This is a genomic window from Thiothrix unzii (genome assembly GCF_017901175.1).
GTDB classification, from domain to species: domain Bacteria; phylum Pseudomonadota; class Gammaproteobacteria; order Thiotrichales; family Thiotrichaceae; genus Thiothrix; species Thiothrix unzii.
Window position 1 is genome coordinate 1,619,807 of record NZ_CP072793.1, and the last position, 13,427, is coordinate 1,633,233.

Genomic DNA, 13,427 nt, shown 5'->3' on the forward strand with positions numbered 1-13,427 from the left:
AACATGCACAATATTCTGATTGTCGAAGACGAACAGCCCATCCGTACAATGGTGAATTTCGCGCTGAGCCGCGCCGGTTTTGAACTCAGCGAGGCTGCCGATGCGGAACAAGCTTACGCAGAAATTGACCGTAAACGCCCTGAATTAATCCTGATGGATTGGATGCTCCCCGGCATGAACGGCTTGGAATTGGTACGACGCTTACAACGCGATGCCAACACCCAAGACATTCCGGTGATTATGCTCACGGCACGCACCGAAGAAGCCGATAAAATCAACGGTTTCAATGCGGGGATTGACGACTACATCAGCAAACCCTTTTCCCCGGCGGAATTGCTGGCGCGGATTCAGGCCGTATTGCGGCGCACCCAAACCTCCAATGCGCCCACCAATCAGCCGTTGGAATACGAACATTTGTTTCTTGACCCGCTCAGTCATCGGGTGACGGCTAAATCCACCGAACTGGAATTTGGCCCCACAGAATTTCGGTTGCTGAAATTTTTTATGCAGCACCCGGATCGGGTTTACAGTCGTGAGCAATTGCTCAATAACGCTTGGGGACGCAATGTGTATGTCGAAGAGCGCACTGTGGATGTGCATATTTTGCGCTTACGCAAGGCATTAGCTCCGCACGGGATTGAGCATTACATCCAAACGGTGCGTGGTGCGGGTTATCGGTTTTCACCTAGCGTCTAAACATAACCTTCACAAAAACGTCACGGTGTTGCAGCACAAACCTTGGAAAATCAGGGGCATCGCTACACTGGAATGTTTATTTTGTGTCAAACCGCCGCTTACAACTTGTTGCCGCTAACACCCGCTTAAGTGTGGTCACTGAAACATGGCCACCGGAAATTAACGGCGTAGCGCATACCATTAATCGCTTGGTGCAAGGGTTACGTGCTTACGGCGGTTATCACATTCAATTGGTGCGCCCGCGTCAAACCGCGTTGGAACAAGCGCAACACGACAACGATTTCCAGGAATACCTCGTCAATGGATTGACACTCCCCTTTTACAAGGAAGTCCGCTTGGGCTTCCCGCAATACCACGCCCTCAAACGCTTGTGGAAAAAGCAACGCCCTGACATTGTGCAAATCGTCACCGAAGGCCCGTTGGGGTATTCCGCGATGAAAGCTGCTAAAAAACTCGGTATTCCTGTGATTAGCGATTTCCACACCAATTTTGACCAATACAGCCGCTATTACCGTTTGAGTGGTTTTTTTAATGTGGCAAAACGCTATTTACGCCACATGCACAATCAAACGCTGGTGACACTGGTTCCCACCCGCGAATTACAACAACAACTGAGCGCGTGCGGTTACACCAAACTGGGCATTTTAGAACGCGGGATTGATACCAGCCAATTTAACCCGCAACGCCGCAGTGAAACATTACGCACCCAATTAGGCATCCGCCCTGAGCAGTTACTCGTCACGCTGGTGTCACGCATGGCGCAAGAGAAAAACCTCGATTTGGCATTTAGCGCGTTTCGGGCGATTCAAGCGCAAGTACCTGACGCACAATTCTTATTGGTCGGCGATGGCCCCGAACGCAAACGCCTGCAAGCCGCGCACCCTGATTGCATCTTCGCAGGAATGCAAACCGGCGTGGCCTTGGCGGAACATTACGCCAGCGGCGATTTGTTTTTATACCCCAGCACCAGCGAAACCTTTGGCAATGTCATTTTGGAAGCAATGGCAAGCGGTTTACCCGTGGTCACATTCGATTACGCCGCCGCGCATGAATACCTGCACTACGGCAGCAATGGCATGAATGTCCCTTTCGATGATAACGCCGCCTTTATACAAGCCGCTGTGACTCTAGCGGGCGACCCGACCTTGCGCCAAACCCAAGGTGAAGCGGCGTATCAAGCCGCACAACAGTTAAGTTGGGGCAATGTTGTCGAGCGTTTACACCACACTTTGCAAACTATTTTGCACGAGGCCAAACCATGAAGCTGTTACATAACCTCAATGACCGCGAAATCCCGTTATGCCTGCTGTTTAACCGGATCAATCACCTCAAACCGATCAGCTTATTTTTTGCCGCCGTCAGCCGTTTGGGTAACGGGGTGTTTTGGTATGTGTTAATGCTGATGTTGCCAGTGATTTACGGCTGGCAGGCGGTAACAGTATCGTTGCACATGGCTTTGGTCGGATTGCTGGGTGTACTGATTTATCGCTGGCTGAAAACCTCAACCGAGCGGGTGCGCCCTTATTGCTACAGCGACACTATCTTTCAAAATGTCGCAGCCTTGGACCAGTTTAGTTTTCCGTCTGGGCATACCTTGCACGCAGTCAGTTTTAGCTGGGTATTGCTAAGTTACTACCCGGAATGGTTGGTATTGGTTGCGCCCTTTGCGGCACTCGTGGCGTTGTCGCGGGTCATTTTAGGGCTGCACTACCCTAGCGATGTGCTGATGGGCGCGTTTTTGGGCGCGGGTTTAGCACAAGGAAGCCTGTGTGTATTGTCTTGCCTGTGAAAAGGAGTGATCGCTATGACCTTGCAACCCGTTACTTTGACTGGTCATTTAGTACACCTTGAACCCTTAAGTGACCACCATATCCCCGACTTACTGGAAGCCGCCCGCGATGAACGCATCTGGCAATACATGTTTTACGGCAATCTCGCCGAACCCGAACACATGGAAAACTTTATTGCTAATGCGATTCGCCAACGTGATTTGGGCAGCGATTTACCGTTTGCGGTCATCCATCGCGCTTCTGGAAAAGCCATTGGCAGCACCCGTTTCCGAGATATTTGCTTAAAACACATGAAACTGGAAATTGGTGGAACCTGGTACGCCACCGAATACCAGCGCAGCGGAGTTAATCTGGAGTGCAAATATTTACTGATGCGCCATGCGTTTGAAACCTTCGGGATTTTGCGGGTGCAATTTAAAACGGATATTCGCAATGCGCGTTCACGCCAATCGCTGGAAAAATTAGGGGCTACGCAAGAAGGTGTATTGCGCCGCAGCGCGATTATGCCGGATGGTTTAATTCGTGATACCGCGATTTACAGTATTTTAGATACCGAATGGGGCATGGTGCGCCAAGGCTTGGAACACCGTTTATGCCGCCATAATGTGCGCGGTATTGCTGTGCCACAGACAGCAGCAATACCCACGCACATGCTGAATTAAGCTACAGCTTGCGGCTTATTAGGACGACGGCGTGGTTTATTCGCGCCATTGGCATTGTTGCCATTACCATTGCTGCGTTTTACCGCAGGCAAACCAGCCGCTTTACGTGCATCGTTTTTCTGCCCATTGGTGCGGCGATTCGCAGGGCGGTGTTGCGGTGAACGTGGCTTATCAGCTTCCGCATCAGCCTTAACTTCTTCTGGAGTACGCGGACGTACCGGTGCATTGCTGAAAACTGGCAATGGCTCACGCGGTAATTGCTGTTTAATCAGCTTCTCAATACCTTTGAGGAAACCGTATTCTTCCGGCTCAACCAAGGAAATCGCTTCGCCCGTTGCTCCGGCACGCCCGGTACGCCCAATGCGATGCACGTAATCTTCCGAAACATTCGGTAACTCGAAATTTACCACGTGTGGCAATTGCTCAATATCCAAACCACGCGCCGCAATGTCAGTCGCCACCAACACCCGAATATTGCTTTGCTTGAAATCGGCTAAGGCTTTGGTACGCGCCCCTTGGCTTTTATTACCGTGAATCGCCGCAGCGGTGACACCATCACGTTCCAGCTTTTCTGCCAAACGGTTCGCGCCGTGTTTAGTACGGGTGAAAACCAGCACTTGTTCCCATTGGTTTTCGCGCACTAAATGGCTTAACAATGCAGTTTTTTGCGTTTTATCCACCATATACACCGACTGTTTCACTGATGGCGCAGCGGCATTGCGCGGGCTAACTGAAATTTGCAGCGGGTTATTTAACACGCCCTTGGTTAATGCCACGATGTCATCAGAAAATGTCGCGGAAAACAGTAAAGTCTGACGGCGTTTCGGCAATACTGCCAACACTTTACGGATGTCGCGGATAAAGCCCATGTCCAACATGCGATCCGCTTCATCCAATACGAGGATTTCCACTTGAGCAAATTTCACGGCATTTTGTTCGTACAAATCCAGTAACCGCCCCGGTGTTGCCACCAGCACGTCAACACCGCGCCGTAACGCCATCATTTGCGGGTTAATGCTTACCCCGCCAAACACCACAGTAGAACTCAACGACAAATACTTGCCGTATTCGCGCACGCTTTCACCCACTTGCGCCGCCAATTCACGGGTTGGGGTTAACACCAACGCCCGGATGTGATTGGCACTGGGGCGATTGCCAGTCGATAAACGGTGCAATAATGGCAGGGTAAATCCTGCTGTTTTGCCTGTACCGGTTTGTGCCGCCGCCATAAGATCGCGCCCGGAAAGCACCGCAGGAATCCCTTGTGCTTGAATAGGAGTCGGGGTGTCATACCCCTGTTCGCCGATGGCACGCAACAGCGGCTCGGACAAGCCGAGTTCAGAAAATAGCATTGTTTAATTAACCTCGTTCCTCAGCCGACCATTGGCTGTAGGGGTATTGAGTGAGCCGGACGTTGTAATAGCGTTCCAAATGGGAAACGTCATTGCCAGCCCAAGGTGGCATAATGATTACTTCATCCGATGAATCGAGTTCAACTTCCGCCACAATTAATCCGGCGTTGTCACCGTGGAATTCGTCTATTTCCCACAGTTTTCCGCCAAACTCGACAAAATGGCGGGTTTTTTCAATCAGCGGGCGTTCGCACAACTGATCCAACAATTCCATAGCATCGGGCAATGGAAGGGTGTATTCGTATTCGGCACGTTGCACACCCAAGGTCATACCTTTGATGTTCAACGTTGCCATTTCATCAGCAATCCGCACCCGCACCGAAGCGCGTTTGGTATTGCTGAGATAGCCTTGCCGGAAAGTTTCAGAGCGGCTGATTAAAGCCCGCCATGCATCCGACACCAGCAAAAATTTGCGTTCAATTTCAATAGCCATCAGAACTTAACTAAGGCAGAACCCCAAGTAAAGCCACCGCCGAACGCTTCCAATAAAATCACATCGCCACGTTTGATACGCCCATCGCGCACTGCCGTATCCAATGCCAACGGCACTGAAGCTGCCGAGGTATTACCGTGTTTATCAACCGTAACCACCACATTATCCATCGACATATCGAGCTTTTTCGCAGTCGCCTGAATAATACGGATATTGGCTTGGTGCGGCACTAACCAGTTCACATCAGCTTTAGTCATGCCATTGGCTTCGAGCGTTTCATCAACAATACGCCCTAAGGTATTGACTGCTACCCGAAAAACTTCGTTACCGCGCATTTGCAACAACGCACCTTCAGCACGCAGCATTTCCAAATTGCGTGAAATACCTGCATTAACACTTAATAAATGCTCGTAAGCACCATCGGCATGGATGTGAGTGGATAAAATACCCGCTTCATCGCTGGCTTCCAGCACTACTGCACCCGCACCGTCACCAAATAAAATGCAGGTGCCGCGATCTGTCCAATCCAAAATTTTGGACATGGCTTCAGAACCGACTACCAACGCACATTTGCTGGTACCGCTGCGTACAAATTTATCTGCCACGCTTAAGGCAAACACAAAACCGGAACACGCGGCTTGTACGTCAAAGGCCGCCCCGCCGTTGCGAATCCCCAAATTATTTTGGAGCAAACACGCGGTGCTAGGAAATACCAAATCCGGGGTAGATGTGCCCACGATAATCAAATCAACGTCTTCGGGCTTTTTACCTGCCATTTCCAAGGCACGACGTGCGGCGTGTTCCGCCATGTCGGAGGCACTTTCCATCTCAACAACGTGACGTTCACGAATCCCGGTACGTTCAAAAATCCACTCGTCGGTGGTATCAACCATTTCTTCAAGGTCTTTATTGGTCAATACTTTTTCCGGCAAATAACTACCCGTGCCGGTAATGCGTGAATAGATCATGCTTTGATCCTCTGTGCGTGCAAATGTTCGAGTTGTTTATGAATGCGTTGCGGTACTTGCTTGATAATTTCAGTGCGAGCCATACCGATAGCGTTGGCGTAAGCAATGCTATCCGCGCCGCCGTGACTTTTTACCACAATGCCTTGTAAGCCTAAGAAGCTTGCGCCATTGTAACGCCTTGGGTCAAATTTACGCCGAAACGATTTCAGCACCGGCAATGCAACTAAAGCCGCGAAACGTCGGAATAGGTTCGCAGTAAACTCTTGCTTGAGGTGCGAAGATACCATTTTCGCCAAACCTTCGCTGGTTTTCAGGGCGACATTACCCACAAAACCGTCGCAAACCACTACGTCCACATCGCCGAGATAAATGTCATCACCTTCGACATAACCGATGTAATTCAATGGGCTACCTTGCAATAAGGCGTTGGCAGCTTTGACTTGCTCATTACCTTTGATCGCTTCTTGCCCAATATTGAGCAAACCGACTCTGGGGTTTGGATTATCGTCAATGGCTTTGGTGAGTTCCGACCCCATGAGGGCGAATTGATACAGGTGTTCTGCTTCAGAATCGACATTTGCGCCCAAATCCAGCATATGCGTGTGGCCTTTGATCGAAGGCAAAATGGTGCAAATGGCGGGGCGGTCAATACCGGGCAGGGTTTTGAGAACGAAACGGGCGGTAGCCATTAACGCACCAGTATTGCCAGCACTGACGGCAGCATCGGCTTCATTGGCTTTGACTAAATTAATAGCGACCCGCATGGAGGAATCTTTTTTATTTTTCAGAGCAACAGCGGGAGCTTCATCCATCTGTACGACTTGTGAAGCATGATGAATACGCAACCGATTTCCAGCGACTGCTAGGTGTTGCGCCAATAGTGATTGAATCTGCGTTTCATCACCGACCAGAATCAAAGCAATATCATCGTACTGTTTCAGGGCTTCCAGTGCGGCTGGAACCACCACCGACAACCCATGATCGCCTCCCATCGCATCCAACGCGATGCGATATTGTTCAGCCATGCTATCCCCTCTCCTGAAAAAAAATCGCGGGTCAAGCCCGCGATTCTATACGATTTCTTGGTGAAAGCGTGCAAAGCGTTGCCACTTATTCTGCTTCGTCCGCATCAACCGCTGATTTAATGATCTGACGACCACGGTAGAAACCGTCTTTAGTCATGTGATGACGCAGGTGAGTTTCACCTGAAGTTGCATCAATAGACAAGGTAGGGTTCTTCAGTGCATCGTGTGAGCGACGCATACCGCGTTTTGAACGAGTCATTCGAGCTTGACCGACTGCCATCGTTTACTCCGTTTTTTTCCAATCTTTTAAAACTGCAAAAGGATTCTTTTTGGTAATTACCGCCGAGTCCTCTTGCCCACTTTCTGTTAACACCACGTCTGATGGCAAGGCTTCTATCAACTTGCGCACCGGCTCGCACTGCTCATGCTTCGCCGCTAACGGTAAAGCCAGAAGAATTTCATCTTCAACGAAATCCTGTATAAACAGCCGTTCATCCTCAACCAACCAAGCTTCTAAGCCTTCTTGTTCGGGGCGTTCATCCGACTCAAACGTCGTCAGAGCTACTTCAACCGGCACATCAAGCGGGATAGTCACTGGCTGCATACAGCGTTGGCATTCCAACACCACATTACCGCGAATATGCCCTTTGATCATCGGACGACCACCGATACTGCGGGTGAAGTCCAATGTTACCGCTACATCCTGCGTTCCTGCCAACACAACCTCGACCAAACGTGGCAATTGTTGCAACGGCATAACACCAGCCAAGCATCTTCCTTGCTCGACTAATTTAAAAGGATTAACGTCTACGGGTAGTCTGTTCAACATAAGCGCGGGATTATATGAATCCGGGCTATGATATGTAAAGAAATTTCTGGGCTTTTTACTTGGGTAAAGTGCATATCTTGCGTATCATCTGCCGCTTTACTACCACATAAGCCACAACACCGCCCTTATGATGACTCGTACCTTAATTCTTGGCTCCACTTCACCTTACCGTCGCGAGTTGATGGATCGCCTCAAAATCCCCTTCACCACCGCTGCCCCCGACATTGACGAAACCCGTCTTGAAGGCGAAAGCGCACGCGACATGGTGCTGCGTTTATCGCTGGCGAAAGCCCGTAAAGTTGCCGAACAATACCCTGATGCATTGATTATCGGCTCAGACCAATGTGCGGTATTACACGATGCAGTGATTGGCAAACCCGGTAATCACGATAATGCGGTCAAGCAATTGCAAAATGCTTCTGGGCAAACCGTAGCTTTTTTAACGGGATTATGTTTATTCGACAGTAACAGCGGTCATTACCAGTTAGATGTTGTGCCGTTTAGTGTGGATTTCCGTGAATTAACTGATGCGCAAATTAACCACTATCTCCACAAAGACCAGCCCTATAACTGCGCTGGTAGCTTCCGCTCAGAAAGCTTGGGGATTACGCTGTTCAAGCGCATGTACGGCGACGACCCCACTGCATTAATGGGGCTGCCGCTGATTCGCCTGAGTCAGATGTTGCAACAGGCGGGAATCGACTTACTTGAATAAGTGCATAGCAAATACCCAACACTCACTGGCACTTTCTTTGAGGTGAAACCCACCCCTTTTCTAGGCTGCTCAGCATGTATTCGATCATGGACTTGAATTCATTGATGGAAAGACTATTACTGCCACCGTGGGCGTACATATGATTTTTGCCATCAATCACGCTTCTAGCCAGTGCATCCATACTCTTATCCTTGCTGCCCGCCCATGATTCAAGGCTACCCAGCTTGGGTGCGCCCAGATCACCATAATCATGGCATTTGAAGCAAGTCTGTTCATACAGCTTGCGCCCGTGTAACAGTTGCAAGTGACGCTCTTTGTCTGCTGCACTGGCGGTATTGGCCTGCTTCTGGCTGTCCGCATCCGTCACCGTATCCATCATATAACGGATCATGCTGCGCAGTTCCCACTCAGACCAAACCGGACTAATACCTTTTGGATACATGTGACCGGGGCCATCAATCACCGCTTTGAACAGGGTTTCCTCACCTAAAGGTAACAGTTTATCCCAGTCAACCTTTTCCGCAGGGCGCGGGGCGTTGCTCAAACCTCGGTCATGGCACATGAAACAATAGGTCTCGTACAAGCGTTTCCCTGCGGCGGGATCAAGTGGCTTGTCTTCAGCCGACACATTCCAAGCGGAAAGACAAAGGACAGAAAACAAAGTAGAAATAATTAGCTTCTTCATACCGCGACTCCTTGCAGTTTATGAATTTCAGACCAAACCTTCTACTCTCAGCCTAGCACATTCCCACAAGAAAAGTAGGAATTATCCATCCAATCGAAATCCGCCGTTAAACCACTTCTTCCGCAATCAGGAACTCTGGCGCGTCGACGAATTGCATGAACTCGCTCATCACTGCCTGCACGGTGCTGCTGCCCATGTCTTCACCCAAGAAGCCATCCATGTCAGCAATATCGAAAAACTCCACGTAATCAACCGTCGGGGCAGCGTCACTTAATAGGTTGCGCACGGTGCGGTAATTGACGAAACGCGCTACCCGCGTCAAGCCACGCATGGTTGGGTAGTCGGTGGTGCGCGTCCAGTTTTCATACTGTTCACGGGTAACACCGGCTTTCAGCTTATATTTGATAATGATTTGTGCCATAGGATTTTCCCTGCCTCGCGTTGTTTTGAATGGTTAGTGCAACAAAGCTTCAAGTGTAGCCCAGTCACGCTACAATTCAATGACCGCTAATCGCGTACTTTTACTGTTATGCGGCTAATTCAGCTCGTAATTGTGCCAATACGGGTGCGGTATCCGGACGCACGCCACGCCAGATGAAAAACGCTTCTGCGGCTTGTTCAACCAACATGCCCAAACCGTCCAAAGCTAAGAGCGCACCTTGTGCCTTGCCCCACTCCACGAATGCGGTGGGTTTTGCGGCATACATCATATCGTAAGTGCTGCCGCCTACCGCCAGACAACCATCCGGTAAGGGCGGTAAATCACCCTGCAAACTCGCCGCCGTACCGTTAATAATGAGATCAAATTGCCCATTAATTGCCTCAAAACCACCGCCGGAAACCTTGCCCAAGGTAGCAAAATCCGCTGCCAATTCCGTGGCTTTACTGGCAGTACGATTGGCGATAAACAAACTGGCTGGCTGAGTTTCCAGCAACGGCTGTAACACGCCGCGCACCGCGCCCCCCGCACCTAGTAACAAAATACGTTTACCTTGCAATACAAGCCCATGATTTTGCTGTAAATCACGCACGATACCAATGCCGTCGGTATTCGCACCGAACATGCTGCCATCTTCCCGAAACACCAGCGTATTGACCGCTTGCGCCCGTGCCGCATAATCACTGAGTTCGTCCGCCAGTTCCCACGCTTCTTGCTTGAAAGGCACGGTGACATTGCAACCCTTGCCTTCGCTAATCAAAAACATCATCACGTCTTGCGCAAACTCTTCCGGTTCTGACAATAACGCGCTGTATTCCAAAGCAATGCCGGTTTGCGCGGCAAACAATGCATGAATGCGTGGCGATTTACTGTGGGCGATAGGATTGCCAAAGACGGCGTAGCGGTCGGTCATGTTCACTCTCACTTTTATCGGTTGGGCGGCAATATAGCACAGCCAAAGGCGTATACTCATGCGCTCTTTTATGATTCGGAAAACCCAGTAAATCTTATGAAAATGCTTGCGCTGATCCTCATTCCACTCATGCTACTAAGTGCTTGCCAAAAAGACTTAACCGCTCAACAACGTAAATTGCAGGAGAAACTGCCCAGTGATGCCGAACTCACCGCCGCAGGTACATTAATTGCGCAAGGGCAAGTCGTCCACATTGCTGACGGCGACAGTTTAACCGTGCTTGCCAGCAATAAAGAGTCGTTTAAGATTCGGCTGCAAGGCATTGATGCACCAGAGCGCGGGCAAGCTTTTGGTAAATATTGCAAAGAGCAACTGGGGCAATTAACCAACGGCAAAACGGTGCAAGTGGAAGCCTATAAACATGATAAATACGGGCGTATTATTGCCAAAATTAGCGTCGATGACAGTGATGTGGCGTTAACCCTATTGCGTCAAGGGTGCGGCTGGCACTATGTCGCTTATGCCAAAGAACAAAGCCCTCGTGACAGTAAAGCCTATGCCAAAGCTGAAAAACAAGCACGCGCCGCGCAAAAAGGCTTATGGCAAGATGCACATCCGGTAGCACCGTGGGATTACCGCCGCCAAAAATAGCCGTTTATCATTTCGTTAACAGCAAAAAGCGGGCGTAACGCCTATGCTTAACACCAAGACTTGCTTGCGGAGCGCACTTCATGGACGACAATCAGACACTTCCTTTAATCTTAGCCGGGCCAATTTTACGGCGGGTAACAGCAGATTCCGTTACCGTGTGGTTAGCCACAAGCCGACGGCTTGATGTCACTTTGCGGATTTATGATCTGGCAGGTGAACAGGTGGGTTCATCGGTAATGCCTGATTCGATGACGCAGCAACGTGATACTTGGGTGGGTTCATTACAAAGCCACGCCAATTTAGGCACACAGCTACACGTCACCCTGATCGAAGCGCGACCGGATCGAACTGGCGACCCGTTTCCACAGGATGTGTTGTTACGTTATAACTTATTCGATGCTCAGGAAAACCCCTTACCTGAGATTACGGATGTGTGCTTAGACGGGGAACCGTTACCGGGGTTTTACATTCCACAACACCTGCAAATGTTTGCGTATGGCTCGTGCCGCAAACCACACGGCCCTTCGTTTGATGATCAGGAAAAAACCCAACACCAAGATTCACTGGCATTGTTAGCCGGTCATTTAAGTGACAATGTACAAAATTTAGCGAATCGCCCCTCGCATTTATTTTTGGTCGGCGACCAGATTTATGCTGATGAAGTCCCTGAAATCGTCATGGATAGCCTCAAAAAAATCGCGGTAACGTTGGTGGGTCATGATATTCCTCTGCCGTGCGGCGCAATATTAAGCAACATTGACAGCACACAACGCACCGCGTTGAAAGCCGAATGCGGGTTGACCTCCAATTGCCCCGATATGCACTTAATGGGCTTTGGCGAATTCGCGGCTATGTATTTGTTAGTCATGGGTAATCGCATTGGCTTTAGCCTTCCTGAAAAAACCGTGACTAGTCCCGCGCTGGACAGTTTGCGGGATTTCCTTGCCAGCCAAGCGCAAGTGCGCAAAACCTTGGCCAATATTCCCACCTACATGATGTTTGATGACCACGACGTAACCGATGACTGGAATATCAATCGCAGTTGGTACAATCAGGTACATTCCAGTGTTTCCGGCAGTCGCATAGTGTCTAACGCACTGGCGGCATTTTGGGCATTTCAAAGTTGGGGCAATGAACCGGCGCAATTTAATCAGGAGTTTATCGACACGTTACAGAATCACCTGATTGTTCCTGAGAATAGTGAATACGCCAAACACTACGATTTCACGCTGCGTAAATTCCATCAGTGGAGTTTTGTGCTGCCAACCACACCACCGATTTTTGTGCTGGATTGCCGCACCCAGCGCGACTTTGGCTCGTTCAATTCCCCGCCGAAATTGTTGGATCATTACGCACTGGACTCGCTCCACGAAACATGGTTCAAGCTGCCCGCCGAACAAAAACAAGACACGGTAACGCCAATATTTATTACCGGCACGCCAGTTTTTGGATTTTCGGTAATTGAAGGGGTGCAACAACTCGCCTATCGCGTAGGCTTTTTGCTGGGCATTGCCAATGGCAAACTCGCCCCCAGCCGCCTTGATATTGAAAGCTGGATCGCCAATCGCCAAGGCTTTTCAATGTTTTTAAATGCCATTTTGTATCGGATGGGCTACAAAAAAGCCACGTTCATTGCCGGTGATGTGCATTACTCCTTTGCCAACCACGCGACTTACACCAGCCAAATCGCCCCTGATGACGTGCAAACGCTCGAATGCCTGCAATTAACCAGCAGTGCCTTGCGCAACACACCTGAAGCGGGGCGTGCCTTAGAAACTTTCCTCGCCAATGACATTACCAAAGTACGGCGCGGACACAGCAAACCCGAAACCTTGGCTTGGTGGTATCGCTTATTTTTCTGGCGTTTTCTGAAAAAAGACATATGGAAACTTGAAGTCGTCGGCATTCCCGGTAAAGCGGTACAACCGCGCCCGACAATCGAACCAAAAACTTGGTGGGAACCTTTAGCCGCTAAGACTTTACAAAAGCTATGGCACTGGCTCGAACAAAAAGACGGCAAGTCACGCACCGACCCCAATACCTACTGGATTACCTGCCGCCCGAATGTCGGCTTGGTGTATCTGGAACAAGGTCATGTGGTTAAACAGGTGTTGTTATCCGGCGATGACCGTGAAGGAAACTTGACATATACCGTGACAAAATAATCACGATAATTACACAAGACTTATAAGGAATTACCCTAACCAGT

Annotated in this window: 16 protein-coding genes; 7 read left to right on the top strand and 9 right to left on the bottom strand. The window is 49.8% G+C overall.

Annotation, left to right across the window (positions count from 1 at the left end; genetic code table 11):
- Nucleotides 1-3: 3 nt before the first annotated feature.
- From phoB to J9260_RS08220, 4 genes are all read left to right on the top strand, one after another.
- Nucleotides 4-696: a phosphate regulon transcriptional regulator PhoB gene (phoB, locus tag J9260_RS08205; protein WP_210220520.1), complete on the top strand. Its 693-nt coding sequence runs from the start codon at nt 4-6 to the stop codon at nt 694-696.
- An 83-nt stretch (nt 697-779) separates the two neighbouring features.
- A complete protein-coding gene (locus J9260_RS08210; protein WP_210220521.1) occupies nt 780-1,958 on the top strand; it encodes a glycosyltransferase family 4 protein in 1,179 nt (392 codons plus the stop codon).
- Entirely contained in the window at nt 1,955-2,485 is a 531-nt protein-coding gene (locus J9260_RS08215) for a phosphatase PAP2 family protein (RefSeq protein ID WP_210220522.1), read from the top strand. Before J9260_RS08210 ends, J9260_RS08215 begins: the two co-directional genes overlap by 4 nt.
- A gap of 15 nt (nt 2,486-2,500) precedes the next feature.
- A complete protein-coding gene (locus J9260_RS08220) occupies nt 2,501-3,148 on the top strand; it encodes a GNAT family N-acetyltransferase (RefSeq protein ID WP_210220523.1) in 648 nt (215 codons plus the stop codon).
- Here the strand turns inward: J9260_RS08220 and J9260_RS08225 are convergent.
- From J9260_RS08225 to J9260_RS08250, 6 genes are all read right to left on the bottom strand, one after another.
- Nucleotides 3,145-4,500, bottom strand: a complete 1,356-nt coding sequence (locus J9260_RS08225; RefSeq protein WP_210220524.1) for a DEAD/DEAH box helicase — start codon at nt 4,498-4,500, stop codon at nt 3,145-3,147. The two genes, J9260_RS08220 and J9260_RS08225, sit on opposite strands and share 4 nt — an antisense overlap.
- A gap of 7 nt (nt 4,501-4,507) precedes the next feature.
- On the bottom strand, nt 4,508-4,993 hold the full coding sequence (locus J9260_RS08230; RefSeq protein ID WP_210220525.1) for a CYTH domain-containing protein: 486 nt from the start codon (nt 4,991-4,993) through the stop codon (nt 4,508-4,510).
- A complete protein-coding gene (locus J9260_RS08235; protein WP_281419464.1) occupies nt 4,993-5,961 on the bottom strand; it encodes a beta-ketoacyl-ACP synthase III in 969 nt (322 codons plus the stop codon). The genes J9260_RS08230 and J9260_RS08235 overlap by 1 nt, the downstream gene beginning before the upstream one ends.
- The gene (plsX, locus tag J9260_RS08240; protein WP_210220526.1) at nt 5,958-6,986 is read right to left on the bottom strand and encodes a phosphate acyltransferase PlsX; all 1,029 of its coding nucleotides are present in this window, start codon (nt 6,984-6,986) and stop codon (nt 5,958-5,960) included. Before plsX ends, J9260_RS08235 begins: the two co-directional genes overlap by 4 nt.
- Before the next feature lie 85 nt (nt 6,987-7,071).
- Nucleotides 7,072-7,266: a 50S ribosomal protein L32 gene (gene rpmF / locus J9260_RS08245; protein WP_210220527.1), complete on the bottom strand. Its 195-nt coding sequence runs from the start codon at nt 7,264-7,266 to the stop codon at nt 7,072-7,074.
- Between the two features lie 3 nt (nt 7,267-7,269).
- Nucleotides 7,270-7,755 carry a YceD family protein gene (locus J9260_RS08250; protein WP_246499705.1) on the bottom strand — a complete coding sequence of 162 codons (486 nt, stop codon included), beginning with the start codon at nt 7,753-7,755 and terminating at the stop codon, nt 7,270-7,272.
- Between the two features lie 187 nt (nt 7,756-7,942).
- On the opposite strand from J9260_RS08250, the gene J9260_RS08255 reads away from it, so the two are divergent.
- Nucleotides 7,943-8,530: a Maf family protein gene (locus tag J9260_RS08255; RefSeq protein ID WP_210220529.1), complete on the top strand. Its 588-nt coding sequence runs from the start codon at nt 7,943-7,945 to the stop codon at nt 8,528-8,530.
- A 22-nt stretch (nt 8,531-8,552) separates the two neighbouring features.
- On the opposite strand, the gene J9260_RS08260 is transcribed toward J9260_RS08255, so the two are convergent.
- The 3 genes from J9260_RS08260 to aroE form a co-directional block, all read right to left on the bottom strand.
- Nucleotides 8,553-9,215, bottom strand: coding sequence for a c-type cytochrome (locus J9260_RS08260; protein WP_210220530.1), 663 nt, complete (start codon nt 9,213-9,215; stop codon nt 8,553-8,555).
- Nucleotides 9,216-9,321: 106 nt separating this feature from the next.
- Nucleotides 9,322-9,636 (bottom strand): hypothetical protein, encoded by a 315-nt coding sequence (locus J9260_RS08265; RefSeq protein ID WP_210220531.1) that lies wholly within the window; start codon nt 9,634-9,636, stop codon nt 9,322-9,324.
- A 106-nt stretch (nt 9,637-9,742) separates the two neighbouring features.
- Nucleotides 9,743-10,567 carry a shikimate dehydrogenase gene (gene aroE, locus J9260_RS08270; protein WP_210220532.1) on the bottom strand — a complete coding sequence of 275 codons (825 nt, stop codon included), beginning with the start codon at nt 10,565-10,567 and terminating at the stop codon, nt 9,743-9,745.
- 96 nt (nt 10,568-10,663) lie between these two features.
- Between aroE and J9260_RS08275 the strand changes: the two genes are divergently transcribed.
- Together J9260_RS08275 and J9260_RS08280 are read left to right on the top strand one after the other, a co-directional pair.
- The gene (locus J9260_RS08275; protein WP_210220533.1) at nt 10,664-11,218 is read left to right on the top strand and encodes a thermonuclease family protein; all 555 of its coding nucleotides are present in this window, start codon (nt 10,664-10,666) and stop codon (nt 11,216-11,218) included.
- Nucleotides 11,219-11,298: 80 nt separating this feature from the next.
- Complete coding sequence (locus J9260_RS08280; protein WP_210220534.1) at nt 11,299-13,383, top strand: metallophosphoesterase family protein; 2,085 nt, start codon at nt 11,299-11,301, stop codon at nt 13,381-13,383.
- Nucleotides 13,384-13,427 lie beyond the last annotated feature (44 nt).